27 protein-coding genes and 1 pseudogene are annotated in these 23,221 nt (G+C 68.7%); 13 read left to right on the forward strand and 15 right to left on the reverse strand.

The genetic code is table 11. The features are described from left to right. A partial coding sequence (locus ACWCO2_RS28990) for a hypothetical protein (RefSeq protein ID WP_450130979.1) occupies positions 1–153 on the forward strand: 153 nt, incomplete at its 5' end. Between the two features lie 547 nt (positions 154–700). Here the strand turns inward: ACWCO2_RS28990 and ACWCO2_RS28995 are convergent. Continuing rightward, complete coding sequence (locus ACWCO2_RS28995; RefSeq protein WP_450130955.1) at positions 701–991, reverse strand: hypothetical protein; 291 nt, start codon at positions 989–991, stop codon at positions 701–703. Positions 992–1,349: 358 nt separating this feature from the next. Here ACWCO2_RS28995 and purF point away from each other — a divergent pair, with 358 nt between their 5' ends. Together purF and purM are read left to right on the forward strand one after the other, a co-directional pair. After that, positions 1,350–2,834, forward strand: a complete 1,485-nt coding sequence (gene purF / locus ACWCO2_RS29000) for an amidophosphoribosyltransferase (protein WP_450130980.1) — start codon at positions 1,350–1,352, stop codon at positions 2,832–2,834. A 106-nt stretch (positions 2,835–2,940) separates the two neighbouring features. Further along, complete coding sequence (gene purM / locus ACWCO2_RS29005) at positions 2,941–4,053, forward strand: phosphoribosylformylglycinamidine cyclo-ligase (RefSeq protein ID WP_450130956.1); 1,113 nt, start codon at positions 2,941–2,943, stop codon at positions 4,051–4,053. A 520-nt stretch (positions 4,054–4,573) separates the two neighbouring features. Here purM and ACWCO2_RS29010 read toward each other — a convergent pair. Next, on the reverse strand, positions 4,574–4,762 hold the full coding sequence (locus tag ACWCO2_RS29010; RefSeq protein WP_450130957.1) for a DUF3073 domain-containing protein: 189 nt from the start codon (positions 4,760–4,762) through the stop codon (positions 4,574–4,576). 224 nt (positions 4,763–4,986) lie between these two features. Between ACWCO2_RS29010 and ACWCO2_RS29015 the strand changes: the two genes are divergently transcribed. Continuing rightward, complete coding sequence (locus tag ACWCO2_RS29015) at positions 4,987–5,865, forward strand: hypothetical protein (RefSeq protein WP_450130958.1); 879 nt, start codon at positions 4,987–4,989, stop codon at positions 5,863–5,865. A 24-nt stretch (positions 5,866–5,889) separates the two neighbouring features. On the opposite strand, the gene ACWCO2_RS29020 is transcribed toward ACWCO2_RS29015, so the two are convergent. The 4 genes from ACWCO2_RS29020 to ACWCO2_RS29035 all read right to left on the reverse strand — a co-directional run bounded on the left by ACWCO2_RS29020 (position 5,890) and on the right by ACWCO2_RS29035 (position 9,123). Next, positions 5,890–6,699: a methyltransferase domain-containing protein gene (locus tag ACWCO2_RS29020; protein ID WP_450130959.1), complete on the reverse strand. Its 810-nt coding sequence runs from the start codon at positions 6,697–6,699 to the stop codon at positions 5,890–5,892. Between the two features lie 150 nt (positions 6,700–6,849). Continuing rightward, positions 6,850–7,410: an RsiG family protein gene (locus tag ACWCO2_RS29025; protein WP_450130960.1), complete on the reverse strand. Its 561-nt coding sequence runs from the start codon at positions 7,408–7,410 to the stop codon at positions 6,850–6,852. Positions 7,411–7,499: 89 nt separating this feature from the next. Next, positions 7,500–8,642, reverse strand: a complete 1,143-nt coding sequence (gene ygfZ / locus ACWCO2_RS29030; protein ID WP_450130961.1) for a CAF17-like 4Fe-4S cluster assembly/insertion protein YgfZ — start codon at positions 8,640–8,642, stop codon at positions 7,500–7,502. Positions 8,643–8,694: 52 nt separating this feature from the next. After that, the gene (locus ACWCO2_RS29035; protein ID WP_450130962.1) at positions 8,695–9,123 is read right to left on the reverse strand and encodes a Fur family transcriptional regulator; all 429 of its coding nucleotides are present in this window, start codon (positions 9,121–9,123) and stop codon (positions 8,695–8,697) included. Between the two features lie 123 nt (positions 9,124–9,246). On the opposite strand from ACWCO2_RS29035, the gene ACWCO2_RS29040 reads away from it, so the two are divergent. After that, complete coding sequence (locus tag ACWCO2_RS29040) at positions 9,247–10,095, forward strand: aminodeoxychorismate lyase (protein WP_450130963.1); 849 nt, start codon at positions 9,247–9,249, stop codon at positions 10,093–10,095. A gap of 58 nt (positions 10,096–10,153) precedes the next feature. Here the strand turns inward: ACWCO2_RS29040 and ACWCO2_RS29045 are convergent, their stop codons facing one another. Both ACWCO2_RS29045 and ACWCO2_RS29050 read right to left on the reverse strand, forming a co-directional pair. Continuing rightward, the gene (locus ACWCO2_RS29045; protein WP_450130964.1) at positions 10,154–10,666 is read right to left on the reverse strand and encodes a DinB family protein; all 513 of its coding nucleotides are present in this window, start codon (positions 10,664–10,666) and stop codon (positions 10,154–10,156) included. A 123-nt stretch (positions 10,667–10,789) separates the two neighbouring features. Continuing rightward, positions 10,790–11,431 (reverse strand): FABP family protein, encoded by a 642-nt coding sequence (locus tag ACWCO2_RS29050; protein WP_450130965.1) that lies wholly within the window; start codon positions 11,429–11,431, stop codon positions 10,790–10,792. A gap of 224 nt (positions 11,432–11,655) precedes the next feature. Here ACWCO2_RS29050 and ACWCO2_RS29055 point away from each other — a divergent pair, with 224 nt between their 5' ends. Beyond that, positions 11,656–12,396 (forward strand): class I SAM-dependent methyltransferase, encoded by a 741-nt coding sequence (locus tag ACWCO2_RS29055; RefSeq protein WP_450130966.1) that lies wholly within the window; start codon positions 11,656–11,658, stop codon positions 12,394–12,396. A gap of 68 nt (positions 12,397–12,464) precedes the next feature. On the opposite strand, the gene ACWCO2_RS29060 is transcribed toward ACWCO2_RS29055, so the two are convergent. The 7 genes from ACWCO2_RS29060 to ACWCO2_RS29090 all read right to left on the reverse strand — a co-directional run bounded on the left by ACWCO2_RS29060 (position 12,465) and on the right by ACWCO2_RS29090 (position 16,487). Beyond that, positions 12,465–12,764, reverse strand: coding sequence for a DUF1416 domain-containing protein (locus ACWCO2_RS29060; RefSeq protein WP_450130967.1), 300 nt, complete (start codon positions 12,762–12,764; stop codon positions 12,465–12,467). Positions 12,765–12,795: 31 nt separating this feature from the next. After that, a complete protein-coding gene (locus ACWCO2_RS29065; RefSeq protein ID WP_450130968.1) occupies positions 12,796–13,644 on the reverse strand; it encodes a sulfurtransferase in 849 nt (282 codons plus the stop codon). A gap of 29 nt (positions 13,645–13,673) precedes the next feature. Further along, the gene (locus ACWCO2_RS29070) at positions 13,674–14,123 is read right to left on the reverse strand and encodes a DUF4395 domain-containing protein (protein WP_450130969.1); all 450 of its coding nucleotides are present in this window, start codon (positions 14,121–14,123) and stop codon (positions 13,674–13,676) included. A 113-nt stretch (positions 14,124–14,236) separates the two neighbouring features. Then, positions 14,237–14,311 (reverse strand): putative leader peptide, encoded by a 75-nt coding sequence (locus tag ACWCO2_RS29075; protein ID WP_350945149.1) that lies wholly within the window; start codon positions 14,309–14,311, stop codon positions 14,237–14,239. 133 nt (positions 14,312–14,444) lie between these two features. Further along, positions 14,445–14,885: a TlpA family protein disulfide reductase gene (locus ACWCO2_RS29080; RefSeq protein WP_450130970.1), complete on the reverse strand. Its 441-nt coding sequence runs from the start codon at positions 14,883–14,885 to the stop codon at positions 14,445–14,447. Further along, a complete protein-coding gene (locus ACWCO2_RS29085) occupies positions 14,882–15,685 on the reverse strand; it encodes an LmeA family phospholipid-binding protein (protein WP_450130971.1) in 804 nt (267 codons plus the stop codon). The genes ACWCO2_RS29080 and ACWCO2_RS29085 overlap by 4 nt, the downstream gene beginning before the upstream one ends. A gap of 43 nt (positions 15,686–15,728) precedes the next feature. Continuing rightward, complete coding sequence (locus tag ACWCO2_RS29090; RefSeq protein ID WP_450130972.1) at positions 15,729–16,487, reverse strand: alpha/beta hydrolase; 759 nt, start codon at positions 16,485–16,487, stop codon at positions 15,729–15,731. A 186-nt stretch (positions 16,488–16,673) separates the two neighbouring features. Here ACWCO2_RS29090 and ACWCO2_RS29095 point away from each other — a divergent pair, with 186 nt between their 5' ends. The 7 genes and pseudogenes from ACWCO2_RS29095 to ACWCO2_RS29125 form a co-directional block, all read left to right on the forward strand. Then, positions 16,674–17,408: a winged helix-turn-helix transcriptional regulator gene (locus tag ACWCO2_RS29095; protein WP_450130973.1), complete on the forward strand. Its 735-nt coding sequence runs from the start codon at positions 16,674–16,676 to the stop codon at positions 17,406–17,408. A gap of 162 nt (positions 17,409–17,570) precedes the next feature. Then, on the forward strand, positions 17,571–18,524 hold the full coding sequence (gene mshD / locus ACWCO2_RS29100; protein WP_450130974.1) for a mycothiol synthase: 954 nt from the start codon (positions 17,571–17,573) through the stop codon (positions 18,522–18,524). A gap of 221 nt (positions 18,525–18,745) precedes the next feature. After that, on the forward strand, positions 18,746–19,861 hold the full coding sequence (gene pstS / locus ACWCO2_RS29105) for a phosphate ABC transporter substrate-binding protein PstS (RefSeq protein WP_450130975.1): 1,116 nt from the start codon (positions 18,746–18,748) through the stop codon (positions 19,859–19,861). Between the two features lie 181 nt (positions 19,862–20,042). Further along, a complete protein-coding gene (pstC, locus tag ACWCO2_RS29110) occupies positions 20,043–20,990 on the forward strand; it encodes a phosphate ABC transporter permease subunit PstC (RefSeq protein ID WP_450130981.1) in 948 nt (315 codons plus the stop codon). Continuing rightward, positions 20,987–21,901, forward strand: a complete 915-nt coding sequence (pstA, locus tag ACWCO2_RS29115) for a phosphate ABC transporter permease PstA (RefSeq protein ID WP_450130976.1) — start codon at positions 20,987–20,989, stop codon at positions 21,899–21,901. The genes pstC and pstA overlap by 4 nt, the downstream gene beginning before the upstream one ends. 10 nt (positions 21,902–21,911) lie before the next feature. Continuing rightward, positions 21,912–22,688: a phosphate ABC transporter ATP-binding protein PstB gene (gene pstB, locus ACWCO2_RS29120; protein ID WP_450130977.1), complete on the forward strand. Its 777-nt coding sequence runs from the start codon at positions 21,912–21,914 to the stop codon at positions 22,686–22,688. A 210-nt stretch (positions 22,689–22,898) separates the two neighbouring features. Further along, a pseudogene (locus ACWCO2_RS29125) lies at positions 22,899–22,988 on the forward strand (transcriptional regulator); the annotation flags it as partial. Between the last annotated feature and the right edge of the window lie 233 nt (positions 22,989–23,221).

The following is a 23,221-nucleotide window of genomic DNA, read 5'->3' on the forward strand; positions in this document are numbered from 1 at the left end:
CAAGGATTCCGGCTCGTAGATGTGAGCGGCTACGGGAATAGTCGAGACCGCTACGCCGCGATCTGGGAGCAACGTTCAGGTCCTGCATGGCAAGCACGCCACGGACTGACCGCCGATCAATACCAGCAAACCTTCAACGAACTAGGTGGTTAGTGATCACTGATGTTAAACGGGCCGCCGGGAGTTATACGACGGCCCGATTTCAGGCGTGAAGCTGAGTGATTCGATCCAGACAAGAGCGTAGCCTCCGGGCCGCGGCCTTTCTCGACGCATGTCCCACAAGTCCAGGTTCGGTGCCCCTTCGGGTTCCGAGGCAGCTGTAGGGGTCCAGCCGACGAGCTAGTCCGCCGTGCATCACAGACTGCCAGTCAGGATGCGGAACAGGGCCGCGTTCTCGGTCCGAAGCCAGACAGCGGCCGGTCTGTTCATCTGTGTAACGGGGGTCAGGCCTGTGGCCGTGGTGCCGAAACCCCGACTAGGGAGCAAGAACCGCGTGTTCCCCGGAGCCGTAACAGACCTCTGCAACGAGGTGTGTTTTCGCTGGCAGAGCTCTGTGACAGGGGGTCTGTTACAGGGTTTGCAACGGCGGCGGTCTGCAACGTCCTCTGCTACGGCGGTCTGTTACGGCCCCGGACACGAAACGGCCCCCGTATGCGGGGCCGTTCACACGTCAGGAACTGCTGGTCAGCCTCGGTGAACGTCACTGGTCCACCTCCGATTGCAGGAGGCCGGCCATCTGGTCCAGGTCGATTCCGAGGTGTCCGCAGTGATCGAGCACCATCCGGGCTGCCTGCGGGTAGTAGATCCTCGGCAGCTTCCCGGCGTCCGTGCACTGGCTGCACAGGGTCAGACACGCCACCCCGATACGGGCGTCAATGGTGGAGACGGCCAGCGTGGACGGGTCGGTGGTGCCGCAGGGGGCGCACTCGGCGGCCACCGGGCAGCTCTGGATGTCGACCAGGTTTACGCGGGCCTGGACTCTCTGGTCCATGGGTCGGAACCTCTGCTTCCGATCAAGGCCCTCGGCTGGCGGGACAAGCGCCTCCGGGGGCCGATTTCGTCTCGGGTTTGTGGTCGTGATGTGGCCGTTGCCTGCGGCGATCGCGGTGGACCACGTGGACCAAATGGACAAGCAGAGGTGTTGTGACCAGGCTCAATGGGCCGGGGGCGAATTCGTTGACACGATCGCCTTACACTGAGGTGTAACTCCGGCTTCGTCCTCCAGGGAGTGCTCGGTGGTCACCGACCGGCCCGAACCGGCTAATGCAAGCACGCACGCGGACCTCGCCAACCCCGCCGTCGATCCCCTCGAACGAGACGTCCCCCGCGAGGAATGCGGCGTCTTCGGCGTGTGGGCTCCCGGCGAAGAGGTCGCCAAGCTCAGCTTCTACGGGCTCTACGCCCTCCAGCACCGCGGGCAGGAGGCCGCAGGCATCGCCGTCGGGGACGGCTCGCAGGTGCTCGTCTACAAGGACATTGGGCTGGTCAGCCAGGTGTTCACCGAGCAGACCCTGGCGTCGCTGCGCGGCCACGTCGCGGTCGGTCACGCCCGGTACTCCACGACCGGCGGTGGTACCTGGGAGAACGCCCAGCCGACCTTCCGCACCACGGCCGCGGGAACCAGCCTGGCGCTCGGCCACAACGGCAACCTGGTCAACACCGGTGAGCTGCGCGAGCGCGTCGTCGCCGCGGGCGTGGACACGGTGACGGGCAACAGCTCGTCCCCGGCCAACGGCTGCGACGGCGCCACCACCGACTCCGACCTGGTCACCGGGCTGCTCGCGGCGCGCGCTGCGGACCTGGGCATCGAGCAGGCGGCGATGGAGCTGTTCCCGACGCTCAGCGGCGCGTTCTCGATGGTCTTCTGCGACGAGGAGACCCTCTACGCGGTGCGCGACCCCCACGGCGTGCGCCCGCTGGTGCTCGGTCGCCTGGAGCGCGGCTGGGTGGTGGCCAGCGAGACGGCCGCCCTGGACATCGTCGGCGCGTCGTTCGTCCGCGAGGTCGAGCCCGGCGAGCTGCTGGCGATCGACGGCGACGGCCTGCGCTCGCAGCACTTCGCCAGCCCCAAGCCCAAGGGCTGCATCTTCGAGTACGTCTACCTGGCCCGCCCGGACACCAGCATCTCCGGTCGTTCGGTCAACGGCGCCCGCGTGGAGATCGGGCGCCGGCTGGCCAAGGAGTTCCCGGTGGACGCCGACATGGTGATCCCGGTACCGGAGTCGGGCACGCCCGCCGCGATCGGCTACGCCCAGGCCTCCGGCATCCCCTACGGCCAGGGCCTGGTCAAGAACTCCTACGTCGGCCGGACCTTCATCCAGCCGTCGCAGACCATCCGCCAGCTCGGCATCCGGCTCAAGCTCAACCCGCTGCGCGACGTCATCCGCGGCAAGCGCCTGGTCGTCGTGGACGACTCGGTGGTGCGCGGCAACACCCAGCGCGCCCTGGTCCGGATGCTGCGCGAAGCCGGTGCCATCGAGGTGCACGTGCGGATCGCCTCGCCGCCGGTGAAGTGGCCGTGCTTCTACGGCATCGACTTCGCCTCCCGCGCCGAGCTGATCGCCAACGGCCTGGACACCGACGGGGTGCGTCGCTCCATCGGCGCGGACAGCCTCGGCTACGTGTCGCTGGACAGCCTGGTCGCGGCGACCGAACAGCCACGCACCCGGTTGTGCGCGGCCTGCTTCGACGGCGAGTACCCGATCCCGCTGCCGGACGACGCCAAGCTCGGGAAGTACGTGCTGGAGGGCAAGCCCGAACGGGGCGTGGCGGGGCCGGCCGAGCCGGTGCTGCCGACCGGTTACGGCGCCGAAGAAGCGCTGCAGCGGCCCTGAGCCGCCCGCAAAGCCAACCCTGATTCGCCGCCGGCGCGTAGCGTGGTCTGTGCTGCGCACTGCCCGTCCGGCGAATCGAAAACCGCACCAGAATGTGGAGCCAGTCGTGTCCGAAGACCTGCTCGCAGGGTCTGCTCAGCCCGAGAGCCCGAAAGCCACCTACGCCGCCGCGGGGGTGAGCATCGAGGCCGGGGACGAGGCGGTCGAGAAGATGCGCCCGTGGGCCAAGCGCGCCACCCGGCCCGAGGTGCTCGGTTCGCTCGGCGGCTTCGCCGGTCTGTTCCAGCTCAAGCTCGACCGCTGGAAGGAACCCGTGCTGGCCTCCTCCACCGACGGCGTGGGCACCAAGCTCGCCGTCGCGCAGGCGGTGGACAAGCACGACACCGTCGGCATCGACCTGGTCGCGATGGTCGTCGACGACCTGGTGGTGTGCGGTGCGGAACCGCTGTTCCTGCAGGACTACATCGCGGTCGGCAAGGTCGTGCCGGACCGGATCGCCGAGCTGGTCAAGGGCATCTCGGAGGGCTGCGTGCAGGCCGGCTGCGCGCTGCTGGGCGGCGAGACCGCCGAGCACCCCGGCATGATGGCGCCCGGCGAGTACGACATCTCCGCGACCGGCGTCGGCGTGGTCGACGCGGACGCGATGCTCAGCGGCGACAAGGTGCGCCCTGGCGACGTGGTGATCGCGATGGGCTCCTCCGGCCTGCACTCCAACGGCTACTCGCTTGCCCGGCACGTGCTGCTGGACATCGCCCGGATGCCGTTGGAGGGCCACGTCGAGGAGTTCGGCCGCACCCTCGGCGAGGAGATGCTGGAGCCGACCCGGATCTACGCCAAGGACTGCCTGGCGCTGGCCGCCGAGGCGGGCGTCCGGACCTTCGCGCACGTCACCGGCGGCGGTCTGGCGGAGAACCTGGCGCGGGTGATCCCGTCCGGTCTGACCGCGGTGCTGGACCGCGGCAGCTGGACGCCGGCGCCGGTGTTCCGGATGATCGCCCAGCGCGGCCGCGTCGAGGCCGAGGAGATGGAGCGCACCTTCAACATGGGCATCGGCATGGTCGCCGTGGTGACCGCCGAAGACGTGGACCGCGCCCTCGCGGTGCTCACGGCCCGCCACGTCCCGGCGTGGGTCCTCGGCGAGATCTCCAAGCAGCCCGCGGTCGAGGACGCGGCCGAAGAGGACCGAGTCGTCCTCCGCGGCAACCACCCGCGCTTCTGAGCCACTGTGAACGCGGCCCCCGGATCCGTCCGGGGGCCGCGTTTCGCATTCACCCGCCAGACCGGGAATCCGCGGTGCCACCTGCTCGTTGAACCAAGCGCCGACGTGCGCGCGAGCCCCCGGGCCCCAACTATCGCCTGCGAGGAATACCAGTCCGGCTGGAGCCTCGTAGCGCCATCCGCCGAGAGGCGGCCGCCGCACGTCGGCTCTTTCTCGCGGAGTTCCAGGTTCAGCTCGCGTGGCGGTGCGGGTGGTGGAACCCCACCCAGCTGCGTCGGTTTCGGAAACCCGGCCAACGCAGCTAGCCGAGCGGTGGTGTACCGCTCGGCTGCTTGTTTTCCACATGGAGGCTTACGCAAGTGAGTGGCGTCACCGGTGTCCCGGCGACGCCACTCAGGTGAGTTCCTCCTATGTGGGACTCTGCGAGTTCGTCAATTCCCACTCATCGGGTACGACGAGCGACTTGCGACGCAGCGCGCCACCGAGCAGCGTTCAGCCGCTGTTTTCGGTGGGATGTGCTTCAGCGTCGGCTGTAGTCGTAGTCGTCGTACCCATCGTCGTGCGAGTCATCGCGGTCCTCACTGGACCACTCGCCGGACTCAGAGGTGGACAGCTCTCGCTGCAACGCCTCTATGTCCATGGACGGGGAACTGTACTTCAGCTCGCGGGCCACCTTCGTCTGCTTGGCCTTAGCCCGGCCGCGCCCCATGGCTCGACCCCCTCGCACAGGGTGTGCGGGGCGGACAGGGGAAAGTCGGCCCCGCATGATCTCGACAACTTTTCCTGTAACTACCGTACCGTGTCGAGGCGGTTGAATGCGACGTGGTGCCTTGTCTGAGTGGCCGTGTCTTGGGTGACGTCGCACTCCTTGGCGTTTTCCGACGTCCGCGAGTCGGCGGCGGGCCCGTTCGGGCGGTCTGGCACGATGCTGCTGTGCCTGAGCCGTTCGTCGCCTACCTGAGGGTGTACGAGCCCTTGACGTCCTTCGACGCACCGCTCCGCGAGGAGTTGGCGGCGGCGGTCGAGCGGGGTCCGGTCGACCCGTTCGACGCGGGTCTGCGGGAGCAGGACGTCTGGCTGCGAAGCCAGCTCGCCGCCCCGCCCCGACTGCTTCCCGGTGAGACCGCCGACGGTGCCGTGCAGGGCGTCGGCGACGTGCTGGTGCTCGATCCGAAGGAAGTGCCGAGCGCGCCGGCGGCCACGGTCGGCCCGGCGCCGCTGGTGTGCCCCCTGGATCTGCGCGGCCGGTCCGCGGCGGCGTTGGTCGGGTTCCTGGGCGATTCGGAGCTCCCGCTGCGCATGGCGGCGCTGGCGGTGCCGGAGGAGAAGGCCAAGTCGCGCGCCAGCGCGATCGTCAGCGAGCTGGCGGACGGCGCCGTGCACGTGCTGTCGTCGACCTGGACCGTGCCGCTGCCCTGGTTCGTCCTGGTGGATCCGGAGGAGCGGTGCGTGTTCACCGAGCCGGACCGCCGTCGCGTGTGCTGGCGGGTGGCGATGGCCGATGCCCGCCGCCGGGTGGCGCGGGCGCACTCGATCGGCCGCAAGTCGATCGGTGAGGAAGGCCCGACGCGGATCCTGCGCGAGACGGGCCGCTGGCTTGAGCGCTTCCACCCGCACTCGGCGGTCGAGCTGGACTACGGCGGCCTGGTGCAGCTGATGACCACCAGCGACCTGGAAGCCGACACCTCGGCGGAGGACGTCCACGCGATCGTCGACGCGATGGAAGCCGAAGACGCGGAAGAAGTGGCGACCCGCTACGAGTCCCTCCGCGACTTCTGGTCGGAGTTCGCCTCCCGCGAACGCCACAACTGACCGCCCAGGGCCGGAACCAGAGGTTCAGGGGCGGCAGATGATCTCGCCGTTGAGGACTGCGAACCAGGCGTCTTCGGCGTCGATCCAGGAGTGCCAGGCCGTTGCCAGGTCTTCCAGCTCTTCGCGGGTCGTCAGGCCGTAGCTCAGGGCCTGCTCGGCGAAGGACGAGCGGCGGATGCGGTCTGCCCACAGGTTGCCCCACCACGCGCGCTCGTCGGGCGTCGCGAAGCACCACGCCGTCGCCGTGCACGTGATGTCGCTAAAGCCCGCCTGCTGCGCCCAGGACTTCAGGTACTTGCCGCCGTCCGGGTAAGCCTCGTTGCGGCGTGCGACGTTGCGGTAGAGCGTCAACCAGCGGTCCAGGCCGGGGTTGTCCGGAGACCACCGCATGCCGCCGTAGTCCTCGTCGCGGACCGCGACCACGCCGCCGGGGTGGCACACGCGGCGCATCTCGCGCAGCGCGGCGACCGGGTCGGTCAGGTGCTGCAGGACCTGGTGCGCGTGCACGACGTCGAAGGAGTCGTCGGCGTAGGGCAGGCCGTAGACGTCGGCGTTGGTGAAGGTGATGTTGTCCAGTCCGCGCTCGGCCGATCCGGCGCGGGCGATCTCCAGTGGATCGTCGACGTTGTCCACGCCGAGCACCGGGCCGGGAGCGACCAGGGCGGCGAAGTCGTGCGTGATGGTGCCCGGACCGCAGCCGATGTCGAGCACGCTGACACCCGGTCGCAGGCGCGGGATCAGGTACGCGGCGGAGTTCTCGGCGGTCCGCCAGCGGTGCGACCGCAGGACGCTCTCGTGGTGCCCGTGGGTGTAGGTGTCCGATTGCGCGCTCATGGTCCATCCCAACATCTGGGAGATAAGTTCCAGAATCTGAGCGTAACTCGAACAGCGTCCACTGGGGAAGGGGTGCGATCAGTGAGAGATCAACGCGCGTTCAACCGATCGCGGAGTCCACTTCGGACAAACGCGACGAACGGGGAATGGTCAGTGCCGGTCGCGCTCCTCCGCCAGCCGGTCGTCCACCGACGCGGCGCCTTCGCGGTAGCGGCGCGCGATCTCGGCGTTCAGCCGGTCGACCACGTCCTGCACCTCGCGGCGGCGCTGGGACACCGAGTCCTCCTCACCGGTGTAGGCCTTGAGGGCCTGGTCCAGCTTCGCCTCCGACAGCGACGTGACGTTCGAGAGATCGACGTCGGAGACCAACGCCTCGACGTGCCTGCGGTGCGCCTCCGCCCGCGACGGCTCGGTGGTCTGGTAGCGGCCGGAACCGGCCGCCGGACCAACTGCGTTGTCGGACAGAATGTTCACCAACTGATCGACGACCGACGTCGAACCGTCCTCGTTCCGCCTCCGCTGCTCTGCGCGCACGATGTCGATCCGCACGTGCAACACGCGGCGCAGGTACGAGAGGTCGGTCTCCTCCTGCGCCGCCTCGTCCCGCAGCTCGCGCACTTCGCTCAGCGCGCGGCCTTCGATTCCACTGGTGTAGTCCGGGGACAGAACCCTGTCGATGCGGCGCCGACCACCCGGGCGGACTTCGATCACGTGGCCATCCTCCGGCAATTCGACGGACCTCGCCAACAAATCGGGTGATGTCGTTTCGAAAGCAGTGCGGAATCGATCGCTATCTGGAACTAACGGCCGCGCAACCGTTCCGCGGCGACCCGCCCCGGCGGCTCCCCGCTGTCCGGCGGCACCGAGTCCGGATCCACCGCAGCGGCCACCGCCCGGTCCTCCTCCGGATCCCCGGCGACGAGCTCGCCGTCCACCGGCGCCGAGCGCTTGAGCAGCGCCAGCGCCACCGGACCGAGCTCGTGGTGCTGCACGACGCTGCCGACCCGGCCGACCTTGCGGTCGCCGAGCCACACCGGATCACCGGTCTCCGGCTGGACCTCCACCGAGCCGTCCAGGTGCAGCAGCACCATTCGACGCGGCGGCTTGCCGACGTTGTGCACCTTGGCCACGGTTTCCTGGCCGCGGTAGCAGCCCTTGGCCACGTGCGCCGCCACGTGCACCCAACCCAGCTCGTGCGGGATCGCGCGGTCGTCGGTGTCCAGGCCGACGCGCGGGCGCAGCGCCTCCACCCGCAGCGCCTCGAAGGCGAGCGTGCCGGAGGGGCGGATGCCGGCGTCGGTCAGCTTCGTCCACCACTCGACCAGCGAGGCGCGCGGCACCACGAGGTCGATCGTCGGCAGCGAGCGGAACGGCACGTTGCGCGCGAAACCGCCGCCGGGCAGCGGTTTCACCTCGTACGGCTGGGACGGCACCGGCGCGAACTGGGCGAGGATGCCGCCCGCGTCCGGACCGACCGCGGTGAGCACCGCGAACTCCTCGGTGGCGTCCCGAGGCTCCACTTTGGACCAGAAGCGCATCGCTTCCAGGTACTCCGGCAGGGTCTGCTTGCCGTCGACACCCATGGTCGGCAGCGCACTGGTCGCCTGCGCGCCGGCATCGGAGTCCAGGTACACCACGCCCTCGTGGTGGGCGACCAGCAGGTGGCAGTCCACCCGGCCGTGGCTGTCCAGGATCAGCGCCTCGGTGCCCTGCCCGTCCGGCAGCTCGGTCAGGTGCTGCGAGAGCACCAGGTGCAGCCAGCTCAACCGGTCCTCGCCGGGCACCGCGATCACCTGCCGGTGTGAGCGGTCCACCAGCACCGCTGCGCGGCTGGCGGAGCGCTGCTCGGCGAACGGGTCGCCGAAGTGCCAGGGCACACCCGCGTCCACCGCGTCGTCGGGTGCGGGTACCGCACCCGGCAGGTTCAGCAGGGGTGAACTCATCAGTGCTCCTCGGTGTGTTGCTGGATGCCCGGCGATCGGGGCGTGCGGAACATCAACCCACCTCGGCCGCGCGGCATTTCCGGCACAAGCCGGACAGCGCGAGGTGGGTGGCGTCCAGTTCGAAGCCGCGCTCGCGGCGCAGCTGCTCGGCCAGCGCGTCGAGCGTCTCGGTCGGCACCTCGTCGATCTCGCCGCAGCGGTGGCAGGCGAGGTGGACGTGCTCGTGCTCCCCGACGGAGTAGGTCGGGGCGCCGTGCCCGAGGTGCGTGTGCCGCACCAGCCCGAGCTCCTCGAGCAGGTCGAGCGCGCGGTAGACGGTGGTGATGTTGACCGTCGACGCGGTGCCCTGCACTTCGCGGCAGACCTGCTCCGGTGTGGCGTGGCCGAGTCCGCGCACGGCGTCCAGCACGAGCTGGCGCTGCGGCGTCATCCGCATGCCACGCTGGTGCAAGGTGCTGCGCAGCGATCCCTGGTCGCTCAATGCCCGCTCCTGTGCTCGGCGCGCTTCCGGTCGGCACCTCCGATCGTAACTCCGCAGCACTCACCGCCGGACGCGCGCGCGGCCCGTCCCGAATCCGGGTGTTCGAGGTTCTACCCTTCCGGTATGCGCGTACTGGCACTTTTGGACGGGACGATCGTCGACCCCGAGGCTCCGCTGTTCCGCGCCGACGACCTGGGGGTGACGCGCGGCGACGGGATCTTCGAGACGATCCTCGTCGCCGGGCGGCAGCCGCGGGAGATCGGCCCGCACCTCGACCGGCTGGAGCGGTCCGCCGGGCTGCTGCAGATGCAGCTGCCCGAGCGCGCCGCCTGGGAGCGAGCGGTCCAGGCAGTGATCGACAACTGGCCGTGGGACACCGACCCGGAGATGGCTCTGAAGCTGGTGTGCACCCGCGGCATCGACGGCGGCGACGGCACGCCGCACGGCTTCGCGATGGGCATGCAGGTCAGCCCGGACACCCTGCGCAAGCGCCGCGACGGCATCTCGGCCGTGATGCTGGAGCGCGGCTTCGCGCCGGACCTGATGGACCGCGCGCCCTGGCTGCTGCTGTCCGCGAAGACCCTGTCGTACGCGGTGAACATGGCCGCGATGCGGGAGGCGGAGTCGCGGGGCGCGGACGAGGTCATCTTCACCGCGACCGACGACTCGGTGCTGGAGGGCCCGACCTCCACGGTGGTGATCGCCCAGGGGCGGACCCTGCTGACCACCCCGCCGAGCTCCGGAATCCTCAAGGGCACCACGCAGGGTGCGCTGTTCCGGGCCGCTGAGCGGGCCGGCTGGAAGACCGAGGTGGCGAAGTTCCCGACCTCGGCGCTGTTCGAGGCGGACGGCGTGTGGCTGTGCTCCAGCGTCCGCCTGGTCACCCAGGTCCACACGATCAACGGCACGGCGATCAAGGCGGACCCCGACCTCCACGCCGAGATCACCAGCCTCTACGAGTCCAACTACTGACCTGGTCGTGAGTGCGAAAACCGGCTGCAACCGGCTTTCGCACTCACGACCCGGACGGTCAGCCCATGGTCTTCTGGCCGTCGATCGTTTCGCGGATGATGTCCGCGTGGCCCGCGTGCTGGGCGATCTCGGCGGCGACGTGCAGCAGCGCCATGCGGATCGTCCAGCGCTTGCCCTTCTCCTTCTCCCACGGCGCGTCCGGCAGCTCGTGGGACAGGTCGAAGTCCGGCACGGTCTCGATGATCTCGTCGATGCGCCGTGTGGCCTCCGCGTAGCCGGCCAGCAGCGAGTCCAGCGTGTCCTCGTCGGTCAGCACGAAGCTCGCCGCGTGCTCGGCGAAGAAGGCCTCGTCGTAGGACTCGACCTTGCGGCCGTTGCGGATGAAGTCGGCCCAGCCCTGCTCGACGTCCGTGATGTGCTTGATCAGACCGCCGAGGCAGAGCTCGCTCGCGGTCGGTCGCGACCGCAGCTGCTCCTCGGTCAGGTTCTGCACCGTGTGCCGGAGGAACCCGCGGTGGGTCCGCAGCAGCTCCAGGATGTCCGCGCGCTCACCGCTGAGTTTGTTGGGCATCGGGTTCTCCCCTTGTCGTTGTCGTTGCCCGAGAAATTAGTGCAGGGGGCCGACAACGACAGGCGAAAAGACGACGGCCCCCGCTGCGGGTGTGCAGCGGGGGCCGTGTCGAAACTTCGCGGATCAGCCGACGATGCGGTCCAGCTTGGCGGACAGCCGGGGCTGGAGCTCGTGCTCGGAGGTCGCGCGCTCCTCGACGTAGGCCAGCGCACCGTCGACCACGCCGTAAAGCCGGCTGGCCGCGGTGACGTCCTCGCTGGTCGGGGTGCGCAGGACCGCATCGGTGCCGAACTGCCAGGTCGTCTGGGCCGTCGGCTTGCCGAAGAACATCTCCGCGACGCCGGTCTCGTGCAGGATCAGCAGCTCGATGGTGTCGTCCGGCTGCGGGCGGAAGAAGCCGGTCTCCCGGAACGCCGGAGCGACGACCGAGCCGCCCTCCCCGTCGAGCCGCCACGCGCGGCTCTCGTAGGTCAGGAACGGGCGCCCGTCGTGCGCGATCGTGACCTGCTGGATGAACCGGTAGGTCTCGTCGATCGACGGGTGCGCGGCCTCGCCCTCACCGCGCCACACGCCGACGATCGGCAGCAGCGCCAGGCAGGCGTCGTCCAGGGACGGGCCCAGGCGCAGGTTGGCCGTGTCGCCGGGGCCGGGCAGGTCCTCGAACTCCGGCACGTTGCGGTGCGCGGTGAGCTTGGCGCGCTCGGCAGCTGCGGCGACCGCGGCGTCCCCGCTGCCGGGCTGCGGTTCGTTGGGCGTTGCAGTCACGGTGGGAAGGGTACCGGTGGCCCCGGATCAGTCGCTGTACAGGCGGTACAGCATGTAGCAGGCGAACCAGATGGTTGCCGCGGCGGCGAGGCCGACGAGGGTGACGAGGCCGTAGTGCAGGAAGTCGATAAGTTCCACGGGCAAAGAATAACCACCAAGTGCGCCCGGCGGAGTGTGGCGTCGGGCATGATCTGGCGCGCACCGACGGCCAGGACGGGAATCACATGGACTTCGAGACGTTGCGCGAGCGGGCGCTGGCCTTCCGCGAAGACCTGCTGGCGCGCAAGGACGCGATCGCGCCCAGCGACTTCGGCTGGTACCCGTACGACACGATGGCCAACATCTTCCACCTGGATGCGCTGCTCAGCGGGCCGCAGCGGCAGGTGTTCGACCAGATCGCGGGCACCAGGATCGCCGACATCGGCGCGGCCGACGGCGACTTCGGGTTCTTCCTGGAGGACGAGCTGGGCTGCCAGGTCGATGTGATCGACAACGCGCCGACCAACTTCAACGGTCTGCGCGGCGCGCGGCGGCTGGTGACCGAGCTGGACTCGAAGGTCCAGGTGCACGAGATCGACCTGGACTCGCAGTTCGAGCTGCCCGCCGAGCACTACGGCGCGGTGTTCTTCCTCGGGCTGCTCTACCACCTGAAGAACCCGTACTTCGTGCTCGAGCAGCTGGCCGAACGCGCGGACCTGTGCTTCGTCTCGACCCGGATCGCGCAGGTCACCCCGGACGGCACCCGCATCCAGCAGCAGCCGGTGGCCTACCTGCTGGACCCGACCGAGGCGAACAACGACGCGACCAACTTCTGGATCTTCAGCGAGGCCGGGCTGCGCCGGCTCTTCGACCGCACCGGCTGGGAAGTGGTCGACTTCACCACGGTCGGCTGCCAGGAGGACTCCAACCCCAGCGCCCAGGACCGCGACGAACGAGCCTTCGCCCTCCTCCGCGCCAAGCGCTGAACGGTGAAGGGCACCTCCGACCGACTAAGCCGGTCAAAGGTGCCCTTCACCTCGAGAAGATCGCTCCGTCAGGCGACGGCGATGTCCACCGCGTGGACGCCGGGGCCCGCGGTGGTGACCTCGGACTGGCCCCTGCCCTCGCGGTGCAGGGCTCGCACCGTCCAGTCGCCGGGGGCGGCGTAGAAGCGGAAGTCGCCCTTCTCGGAGGAGACGACCTCCGCGGTGAACTCGCCGGAGGAGTCCAGGAGGCGGACGAACGCTCCGCCGACCGGCTGGTCTCCGGCTCGCACCTTTCCGGCCACGACGACCTGGTCGGTGCCCTCGGCGACCGCCGTCGCCGACTGCTGCGGGGCTCCGCATCCGCTCATGGTCAACTCTCCTTCGCTCCGATGGAAGACTTCAGTTCTTGGCGGCTTCGGCCGGGTTTTCGATCGGGACGCCGACCAGCGAGCCGTACTCGGTCCACGAGCCGTCGTAGTTCTTGACGTTGGTGTTGCCGAGCAGCTCGCGCAGGACGAACCAGGTGTGCGAGGAGCGCTCGCCGATGCGGCAGTAGGCGATGGTGTCCTTCGAGGTGTCCAGACCGGCCTCGCCGTAGATGTCCTTCAGCTCCTCGTCGGACTTGAAGGTCCCGTCCTCGTTCGCGGCCTTGCTCCACGGGACGTTGATCGCCGACGGGATGTGCCCGGCGCGCTGTGCCGACTCCTGCGGCAGGTGGGCCGGGGCGAGCAGCTTGCCCGCGAACTCGTCGGGGGAGCGCACGTCGACCAGGTTCTTGTTGCCGATCGCGTCGACGACCTCGTCGCGGAACGCGCGGATCGAGGTGTCCGGCTCCTGCGCCTGGTAGGTGGTGGCGGCGCGGTTCGGCTCGTCCTTGGTGAGCTCGCGGCCGTCGAGCTCCCACTTCTTGCGGCCACCGTCGAGCAGCTTGACGTCGCCGTGCCCGTAGAGCTTGAAGTACCAGTAGGCGTAGGCGGCGAACCAGTTGTTGTTGCCGCCGTAGAGGATCACGGTGTCGTCGTTGCCGATGCCCTTGGCGGACAGCAGCTTCTGGAAGCCCTCGCGGTCGACGAAGTCCCGGCGCACGTGGTCCTGGAGCTCGTTCTTCCAGTCCAGCTTGACGGCGCCGGGGATGTGGCCGCCGTCGTACGCGGTGGTGTCCTCGTCCACCTCGGCGAACACCACGCCGGCGGTGTTCAGGTTCTGTTCGGCCCACTCGGTGGAAACCAGGACCTCTGCGCGGCTCATCGAGCGACTCCTTCGTTGATCTTCGGTGGTCAGCGGGTGTCTGAAGTGGACGCTCCGGCAGGCACAAAACGCCGGAGCACCAGGTACATCTGGCAACCGAGGCAGTAACCGAACACCGCGTTGAGCAACGCGGCGACCAAGGCGAACGCGTTCGCGACGAGGCCCAAAGTGGTCAACCCGGTCGCGTAACCGACCATGGCGACCAGGGCGAACGCGAACCCGACGCCCTGGGAGAAGCGCACCGGCTCGGGTTCTTCGCGCTCGGCCGGTTCGATCGGCTCGAGTCGCGGTTGGACCGTCTGCCGGTACACGAAGCCCCACGGGTTGAGTCGCATCCCGATGAACGCGCACATACCGAACAGCACCGTCTGGGCGGCCAGCACTCGCCAGCTGGTGGTGATCAGGCCGAGCGCGAGGATTCCGCTGGTCACCGCTGCGGTGAAGCGGACGCCACGCGGATCGAGCGTTGCGGCGGACATGGGGCCTCCTGACTGTGGACTTCGGCTGCCGAGTCCGTCAGGCGGTGGGATACGCGCACCATTTCGTCACGACACAGCCGTGCGAGGGGGTGCAGATGTGTACTACCGCCCGGTCAGTGCCCGCAACACAGGCTGCTACCCACGCGGCACAGATCAACCGCGCGCCTTCGGGTCAGCAGTACATGCACAGGACGGAGGCTACCGGCTGGGCCGATCGGCGGGAAGGCTGTTCACAGGGTGAGACACGGAGGTGCAGTTTCAATTGAAACTGTAAATCCCAGGCACGCCGGATCACAGTTTCAATTGAAACTGTGATTCACGTTAGGCGAGGTGGGGTGCCAGGGCCGTGGCGAGGTTGTCGCGGCGGGGGACTCCGCTGATGCGGAAGAGCTCTCGGCCCGCGACGTTGAGGACGAGGGTGGTGGGGGTGGTGTGGACGCGCAGGGGCGTGGACCACTCCGGGTGGTCGGTGAGGTCGACCTCCACGTGGCGGACACCCCCGGTGCGCTGGGCGAAGTCGGCCAGCAGGACTCGGGTGTGGCGGCACGGGGCGCAGAAGGTCGTCGACAGCTGCAGCAGCGTCACCTTCGCGTCGTCGTCCGGGGCGTCGGCGAGCCGCTGCTTCAGCGCCTCGGGAAGGCGGTCGGTCACGTTCTCCTCACCGGTCCTCTCGCGGACCTTGCCCTGCTGGGGCCGCCACACCGCGCCGATCAGCAGCGCCGCGACCACGGCGATCAGCAGCGCCCAGACGCCCGGGCTCACCCGGTGGTCACCCCGTTGCTGCTGATCGTGACATTGTCGGCGATGCCCTCGACGACCAGCGCGCCGCGCTCGGCGCGGACCGCGGTGGGCCTGACCTCGAACGGCAGCATGCCCGGGTCGAGCGTGGTGCTGAACTGCTCGAGCACCGACTCCTCGATGATCGACGGCAGTTCGATCGTGCCGAAGGTGCTGTTGCTCAGGTCGAGCTTGCGCGGCTCGATCTGCATCTTGCTGTTGACCAGCGACAGCACCGCGATGACCCGTACCTTGTTCTCGGACCCGGCGATGTTCACGGTGCCGTCGAGCTGCACGACCGCCTTGGTGTGGTCGTCACCCGCAGCGAGCTGCTCGTCGGCCGCGCTGAGGTTGCCGTCGTCGTCGGCCAGCGCGTCCTTGGCCGCCGGGTTGATGGTGAGGTCCTGGATGTCGATCAACCGGGCCACGTCGGAGGCCTTGAGCTTCACCCGGCCGACCAGCTCGTCCACCGTGAAGTGGTCGGCGGTGCCGGAGATCAGCTCGGAGGTGGACACCTTCGCCCCGTGCAGGTCGGCCTCGATGCCGACCTCGTTGAACGGGCCCACCTGCACCGAGTCGGCCACCAGCTGCACGTCGCGGTAGTCGCCGGCGATGACCTGGGTGAGGAACGGGAAGCCGTTGATCCGTACCTCGGGGTTCTCGCGCAGCTTCAGCTGCTCGGCGACCTTCTGGGACACCTGGTGCTCGGCGATGGCGGCGGCGCCGAAGTCGGCGCCCACCAGCAGGCCCGCGATGATGACGAGGGCGATGACGAGCTTCTTCACCGAGCGATCCGTTCTGGTCGGGGCAGGATTGGTCGGCGGAGCGCTAGCAACCGCCACGATCGGGTGGGCCCACTGTATCGGCCGCCCAGCGGGAGATGCGGTCCACCAAATCCGGGTTGGTCGCGCTCTCGGCGTGCCGCATGCCCGCTTCCAGCCACAACTCGCCGCCACCTGCTTCGCTGAGCGCGACTGCGTCGGCCACCGGGAAGTAGTGGTCCTGCTCGCCGTGCACGATCAGCTGCGGCACCGGGATGCGCCGGACCAGCTCGATCGGCGAGATCGGAACCTTGCTCCAGGGCGGGGCCAGGCGGACGCCCAGCAGCCGCGCGCTCAGCCGGCCGTGCGGCTGTTCCAGCAGCCAGTGCACCCGGCGCATCGCGGGTGTGTCGCGCACCCACCAGCGGGCCGGGCTGCTCACCGCGATCACCGCGTCCGGCGGCGTGCCCAGCGCGGCCTGCCGCAGGACCACTGAGCCGCCCAGCGAGAAACCGATCGTGACGACTTTGCGGCAGCCGAGCTCGCGCAGGTGCGCGGTGGCGGCGTCGATGTCCAGCGCTTCGGCCGGTCCTACGGTGGTCCGGCCGCCGGATCGGCCGTGGCCGCGGAAGTCGACCGCGAGCACTGGGGCGCGCCCGGCCAGGCGGTGCAGGATCCGTTGCACGGTGGGCTTTCGGACGTGGTTGGTGAAGCCGTGCCCGACGACGAATCCGAGTTCGGCGGGCAGCCCGGGACCGGGGAGCAGCAGGCCGCGCAGAGCGGTCCCGTCGGCGGCGGACAGCTCCACCGAGCGCGGTGGACCCACCCGCGCAACAAACGGTCGACTGCTGTTCACAAATGTGATGCGCCCCGTTGGACCTGGGCTTTTCCGCTGCATGTCGGTTATTCTCCTTGCCATCCACAGGCAACGACGCCGAGTCATCCGCTCCGCGCGGATGACCCCTGCCTGCCCGGTCGTCGGGTGATCGCCTTGGGGACGGAGGCCCTCCGGATGAGCTCCGAACTGCTGCTGCTGACCAACGAACCAGATCGCGAAGCGGTGTTGCCCGCACTCGCCCTGCTGCCGCACCGCGTCCGCGTGCTGCCGGCGGACCCGGGCGCTGTCCTGTCCGGTGGCGCGCACGACGTGATCCTCGTCGATGCCCGCACCGACCTGGTCGGTGCCCGGGACCTGTGCCGCCTGCTGTCAGCCGGTGACGTGCCGGTGGTCGCGTTGGTCAACGAGGGTGGCCTGGTCACGATCAGCGCCGAGTGGGGTGTTGACGAGATCCTGCTGCCGACCACCGGTCCGGCCGAGATCGACGCCCGGCTGCGCCTGCTGGTCTCGCGCGACAGCGTCGCTGGAAACAGCGGCGACGATTCGCTGAGCGTTGGTGACCTCGTGATCGAGGAGGCCACCTACACCGCGCGGTTGAAGGGCCGGGCGCTGGAGCTCACCTACAAGGAGTTCGAGCTGCTCAAGTACCTCGCCCAGCACGCGGGCCGGGTGTTCACCCGCGCTCAGCTGCTGCAGGAGGTGTGGGGCTACGACTTCTTCGGCGGCACCCGCACGGTCGACGTCCACGTCCGGCGTCTGCGCGCGAAGCTCGGCCCGGAGCACGATTCGATGATCGGCACGGTCCGCAACGTGGGCTACAAGTTCGTCCGCCCGAACCGCAGCAACAGCCCGATCGCCGCGGAAACCTCGGAGCAGACCCCCACCCGCGAGGCCGTCACCGCCCGCTGACCTCCGGTCCTGCGCGATTTCAATGGAAATCGGACGTCTGAGTCTCATTGAAATCGCGGAAGTTCTCCACAGGGACCCGGACTTGTCCACAGGTGCTGGGCGCGCGGGGTTCGTTGCGTTCTTCACGCGTCATTCGCGAGGAAGCTGGGTAACGTCTTTGGCGTGCAGCTGACTTGGCGTAATGGACTGGACAGCAGGGAAGCGGCCGAGGTCATGGGCCTGCTCGACAAGACCGAGGAGGCCGACGGGGTGGCCCCGGTCGGCGAGCACGTGATCCTGCGGTTGAAGGCGCACCGAGACGTCGTCCACCAGATTGAACCGGTGCAGGCCGACGTGCGCTCCGAGCACTTCGTGCTGCGCGACGCGGGCGGCGGCCTCATCGGCTACGCGCACCTGGACACCGAGCACGAGAAGACCACCGGTCAGCTGACCGCTGAGCTGGCGGTCGCCCCCGAGCACCGCCGCAAGGGCGCCGGCACGCGCCTGGTCGAGGCGCTGTTGGAGCGCGCGGAGCTCACCACCGAACCCGCCCCGGACATCGCCAAGCTGCGGATCTGGTCGCACGGCGAGCACCCGGGCGCGGTGCGGCTGTCCGAGCGGTACGGGTTCAGCCGTCCCCGCGAGCTGTGGCGGATGGGCCGGGAGCTGGCCGAACCGGAGTTGCCGCAGGTCGAGCTGCGGGAGGGCGTGCGCATCCGCACCTTCCGCCCGGACCACGACGAGGCCGCCGTGGTGGCGGTCAACCACCGGGCGTTCTCCTGGCACCCCGAGCAGGGCGACATGACCGAGCAGGAGCTGCGGATCAAGGAGCGCGAGGACTGGTTCGACGCGGCCGGCTTCTTCCTCGCCGTGGACGAGCGCGATGAGCTGCTCGGATTCCACTGGACGAAGGTGCACCCCGACGGAACGGGTGAGGTCTACGTCGTCGGGGTGGACCCGGACGCGCAAGGCGGCGGGCTGGGTCGATCACTCACGGTGGCCGGGCTGCGACACTTGAGTGACACTGGCTGCCGTCAGGTGATTCTCTACGTGGAGGCGGACAACGTCCCCGCGGTGAAGGTGTACCAGCGATTGGGGTTCGAGAAATGGGACGTGGACGTGCAGTTCAGTCGCTGACCGTCCCGTGCTGTGCGTCACTGAAACCCCACGGATTCGCGCCTCTGTTCCCCCGATGGAATGTGCGTCTGCTTACTAAGCGTGTCTTGTTCACCTTTCGTTCACCTGGATGGTGAGGATCGTCCACCCCGACTCCTTAACGTCCCCGGCGAGGCGGCAAGAGCACGGGTTGACCAGGCCTGGGCCGCACATCCGCAGGTTTTTCCGAGTGGAGGAACGAAGTGAAGATCAAGCGGCACAGCGCTGCGTTCGCCGTTCTCGCCGCGGGCGCGCTCGTGCTCGCCGGCTGCGGTACCGACCAGAACGCTCAGCAGGGCGGCGGCAACGCGGCACTGGACGGGCTGCAGGTCGAGTGCGGCACCAAGCCGGTTTCGGGCGAGGGTTCCTCGGCGCAGAAGAACGCGGTCGACGTCTTCGCTCGCGACTACGGGCTCAAGTGCCAGGGGCAGAACGTCAACTACACCAAGTCCGGCTCCGGCAAGGGCGTCGCCGCCTTCACCGCGGGCCAGGTCGACTTCGGCGGCTCCGACTCGCCGCTGAAGGAGGAGAAGGGCGAGGTCGCCAAGGCCGCCGAGCGCTGCCAGGGCAACCCGGCCTGGAACCTGCCGATGGTCTTCGGCCCGGTCGCCGTCGCCTACAACCTCGACGGCGTCAAGGACCTGACCCTCAACGCCGACGTGATCGCCAAGATCTACCAGGGCGAGATCAAGAAGTGGGACGACCCGGCGATCAAGGCGCTGAACCCGAACGCGCAGCTGCCGTCCATCGACATCGTGCCGTTCTTCCGCTCGGACGAGTCGGGCACCACCGACAACTTCCAGAAGTACCTGGCCACCGCCACCAACGGCGCGTGGACCGGCGAGGGCAAGAACTTCCAGGGCGGCCAGGGCGTTGGCCAGGGCCGTGAGGGCAGCGACCAGGTCTCGCAGTCGGTGAAGGCCACCCCGGGTGCCATCACCTACGTCGAGTGGTCGTTCGCCAAGAACCTCCAGCTGGGCCAGGCCAAGATCGACAGCGGCGCGGGCCCGGTCGAGCTGACCACCGAGAACGTCGGCAAGGCCATCGAGGGCGCCAAGATCGAGGGCGAGGGCCACGACCTGCGCGTCGACCTCAAGTCGATCTACGGTAACAAGGAGGCCGGCGTCTACCCGCTGGTCCTCAACACCTACGAGATCGTCTGCTCCAAGGGCTACGACCCGGAGACCGCGAAGGCGGTCAAGGCGTTCCTGACCGTCGCGGCCAACGCCGACGCCCAGCAGCTGCAGGAGGCCGGATACGTGCCGCTGCCGGAAGGTTTCAAGACCAAGGTCACCGAGGCCATCAACGCCATCTCCTGAGTAACCCGGGTAGCACCCCGCCCGGGCGAACGACGGGTCGAATCTACGAAGTGAGAGGCTGCAAGCAGCAGTGACCGACTCGACGAGAGCCGATCAGCGCCCCGCGGACACCGATGCCGGTGCCCCGCGGGGCGCTTCGGCGCCTAGTTCCGGACCGGAGGCTCCCATTTCCGCTCCCGAAATCTCAGCGGGCAAGACGCACCGCCTCGGCGATCGGGTGTTCTCCTTGATCGCCACCGCCTCCGGTGCTTTCGTGGTAGCCCTGATCGCGGCGATCGCGATCTTCCTGTTGATCCGCGCCGTGCCCGCGTTGCAGATCAACGAGGTGAACTTCCTGTTCAGCAGGGAGTGGGACACCCGCGACCCGGCGCACCTGCAGTTCGGCATCCTCGACCTGGCCTGGGTGACGGTGGCCAGCTCGCTGGTCGCGCTGGTCATCGCGATGCCGCTGTCCTTCGGGATCGCGCTGTTCCTCACCCGCTACGCGCCGCGCAGCCTGGCCCGCCCGTTCGCCTACATCATCGACCTGCTGGCCGCGGTGCCGTCGGTCGTCTACGGCCTCTGGGGCTTCCTGGTGCTCGGCCCGGTGCTGCGGCCGGTGGCCCTGTGGCTGAACGAGTACCTCGGCTGGATCCCGATCTTCGCCGAGGGCAACGTGCGCCCGATGGGCCTGGGCACCGACATCTTCACCGCGGGCATCGTGCTCGCCGTGATGATCATCCCGACGATCACCGGCGTCACCCGCGAGGTCTTCGCCCGGACCCCGAACCAGCAGATCGAGGGCGCGCTCGCGCTCGGCGCCACCCAGTGGGAGGTCGTGCGGACCACGGTGTGGCCGTTCGGCCGCAACGGGTTCATCGGCGGCTCGATGCTGGGTCTGGGCCGCGCGCTCGGCGAGACGATGGCGCTGACCATCATCCTCAGCTCCACCACCGCGCCTCCCGGCTACAGCATCTTCGACGCGGGTGCCACCTTCGCCTCCAAGATCGCGCTCGGCTCCGCGGAGTTCAACAACCACATGCAGGTCGGCGCCTACATCTCGGCCGGGCTGGTGCTGTTCATCATCACCTTCGCCGTCAACGCGGTCGCGCGTTGGATCGAGAGCCGCAGCGGTAAGGGGAAAGCATGAGGACCGACACCGCTGACGTGGAGCAGCTGGCCACGCCACCGGCGTTCCAGCGGATCAGCTTGGCGCGGAAGTTCAAGAACCACCTGGCCACCACGCTGTTCGCCGCGGCGTTCGTGGTCGCGGTGATCCCGCTGCTCTGGGTGCTGTGGACGCTGCTGTCGCGCGGCCTCAAGCCGGTGCTCAGCCTGGACTGGTGGACGCACTCGTTCAACGGCCTGCTGCCCAACGACTTCGGCGGCGGCATCTACCACGCGCTGGTCGGCACCCTGCTCGAAGGCCTGGTCTGCCTGGTCATCTCGGTGCCGCTGGGCATCATGGTCGGCATCTACCTGGTCGAGTACGGGCGGTCTTCGCGGTTCGCGAAGATCGCCACGTTCATGGTGGACATCCTCAGCGGTCTGCCCTCCATCGTGGCCGGTCTGTTCATCTACGCCCTGTGGATCACGACTTTCGGCTTCACCCGCAGCGGTTTCGCGGTGGCGCTGGCGCTGCTGCTGCTGATGGTCCCGGTGGTCGTCCGGGTCACCGAGACGATGCTGCTGATCGTGCCGGACGAGCTGCGCGAGGCGGCTTACGCGCTCGGCCTGCCGAAGTGGAAGACGATCATGAAGATCGTGCTCCCGACGGCGCTGTCGGGCATCCTGACGGGTGTGATGCTCGGCCTGGCCCGCGTGCTGGGCGAGACCGCACCGCTGCTGATCCTGGTGGGCTACTCCTCCTCGATCAACTTCAACTTGTTCCAGGGCGAACTGGCGTCGCTGCCGCTGGCCATCTACATGGAGCGCAGCACCGGCACCCCGGCCGGGGACTACCGGATGTGGGGTGCCGCGCTCACCCTCGTGCTCGTCATCATGCTGATCAACCTTGTCGCGTCGCTGCTGTCCAGGCTCTTCGCGATCAAGACGAAGTAGGGACCGAAACATGGCCAAGCGTCTCGACATCAAGGACCTGAACTTGCACTACGGCAAGTTCCACGCCGTGCAGGACGTGACCCTGCAGGTGCCGGCCCGCAGCGTCACCGCGTTCATCGGCCCGTCCGGTTGCGGCAAGTCGACCGTGCTGCGGTCGCTGAACCGGATGCACGAGGTCATCCCCGGTTCCCGCGTCGAGGGCAAGGTGATGCTCGACGGCGAGGACATCTACGCCAGCGACGTGGACCCGGTGCAGGTGCGCAAGACCATCGGCATGGTGTTCCAGCGGGCCAACCCGTTCCCGACGATGTCCATCCGGGACAACGTGGTGGCCGGGCTGAAGCTGGCCGGTGAGAAGAACAAGAAGAAGCTCGACGAGGTCGCCGAGCGAGCCCTGCGCGGCGCGAACCTGTGGGAAGAGGTCAAGGGCCGGCTGAACAAGCCGGGCGGCGGCCTCTCCGGTGGTCAGCAGCAGCGCCTGTGCATCGCGCGGGCCATCGCGGTGCGCCCGGACGTCCTGCTGATGGACGAGCCGTGCTCGGCGCTGGACCCGATCTCGACCCTGGCGATCGAGGACTTGATCTCGAACCTCAAGCAGGAGTTCACGATCGTCATCGTCACCCACAACATGCAGCAGGCGGCGCGGGTGAGCGACCAGACGGCGTTCTTCAACCTGCGCGCGGTGGGCGAGCCGGGGCAGCTGGTGGAGATCGACGAAACCGGCAAGATCTTCTCCAACCCGACCCAGAAGGCCACCGAGGACTACATCTCCGGCCGCTTCGGCTGATCGCACGACCCCCGAAAGGCACCTCCGACCTGTGAACTGCTCCCCGGTAGTTGGACTGGAAATCCAGTTCCAGCTGTTGGGGAGCAGTTCGTGTATGCGGGTAGTTCGTTGTCTGAGCAGCAGCGTGTGGCTGCTGTGGCGTTGTTCGAGGATGGTCATGGGGCAAGGTTCGTTGCGTCGGCGCCGGACCTGCTGGCCCCGCCGGTCACCGTGCTGCGGCTGAGCCTGCACCCGGAGGGCGCGGCGCCGAACATCGTCAACCTCGGCGAATGGCGAGCCCACGTCCTAGGCCGACTGCGCCGCCAGGCCGCAGCGACGGGCGACCCGGCGCTGCGCGACCTGCACGCGGAACTCCGCGACTACCCCTGCGACCAGCTGATTTCCATTGAACTTACGGAAGTTCTCCACAGGACCCGGAACCTGTCCACAGCCGTCGGTGTGTCGGGCGCCCAGCACCGCGACGGTCAACGCCGAACCGGATTCCTGCGCGGCGATCTGGCCGAGCTGGAACAGCTTCAACGCCTCGTTGGGCT

The sequence above is a fragment of the Saccharopolyspora sp. NPDC002376 genome (assembly GCF_053593195.1).

What these genes read in the sequence shown, in the direction of transcription:
- ACWCO2_RS28995 (WP_450130955.1), bottom strand. Translation starts at nt 991, where the DNA reads ATGGACCAGAGAGTCCAGGCCCGCGTAAACCTGGTCGACATCCAGAGC.
- ACWCO2_RS29010 (WP_450130957.1), bottom strand. Translation starts at nt 4,762, where the DNA reads ATGGGGCGCGGCCGGGCTAAGGCCAAGCAGACGAAGGTGGCCCGCGAG.
- ACWCO2_RS29020 (WP_450130959.1), bottom strand. Translation starts at nt 6,699, where the DNA reads ATGAGCGCGCAATCGGACACCTACACCCACGGGCACCACGAGAGCGTC.
- ygfZ (WP_450130961.1), bottom strand. Translation starts at nt 8,642, where the DNA reads ATGAGTTCACCCCTGCTGAACCTGCCGGGTGCGGTACCCGCACCCGAC.
- ACWCO2_RS29040 (WP_450130963.1), top strand. Translation starts at nt 9,247, where the DNA reads ATGCGCGTACTGGCACTTTTGGACGGGACGATCGTCGACCCCGAGGCT.
- ACWCO2_RS29045 (WP_450130964.1), bottom strand. Translation starts at nt 10,666, where the DNA reads ATGCCCAACAAACTCAGCGGTGAGCGCGCGGACATCCTGGAGCTGCTG.
- ACWCO2_RS29055 (WP_450130966.1), top strand. Translation starts at nt 11,656, where the DNA reads ATGGACTTCGAGACGTTGCGCGAGCGGGCGCTGGCCTTCCGCGAAGAC.
- ACWCO2_RS29060 (WP_450130967.1), bottom strand. Translation starts at nt 12,764, where the DNA reads ATGAGCGGATGCGGAGCCCCGCAGCAGTCGGCGACGGCGGTCGCCGAG.
- ACWCO2_RS29065 (WP_450130968.1), bottom strand. Translation starts at nt 13,644, where the DNA reads ATGAGCCGCGCAGAGGTCCTGGTTTCCACCGAGTGGGCCGAACAGAAC.
- ACWCO2_RS29070 (WP_450130969.1), bottom strand. Translation starts at nt 14,123, where the DNA reads ATGTCCGCCGCAACGCTCGATCCGCGTGGCGTCCGCTTCACCGCAGCG.
- ACWCO2_RS29095 (WP_450130973.1), top strand. Translation starts at nt 16,674, where the DNA reads ATGAGCTCCGAACTGCTGCTGCTGACCAACGAACCAGATCGCGAAGCG.
- pstA (WP_450130976.1), top strand. Translation starts at nt 20,987, where the DNA reads ATGAGGACCGACACCGCTGACGTGGAGCAGCTGGCCACGCCACCGGCG.
- pstB (WP_450130977.1), top strand. Translation starts at nt 21,912, where the DNA reads ATGGCCAAGCGTCTCGACATCAAGGACCTGAACTTGCACTACGGCAAG.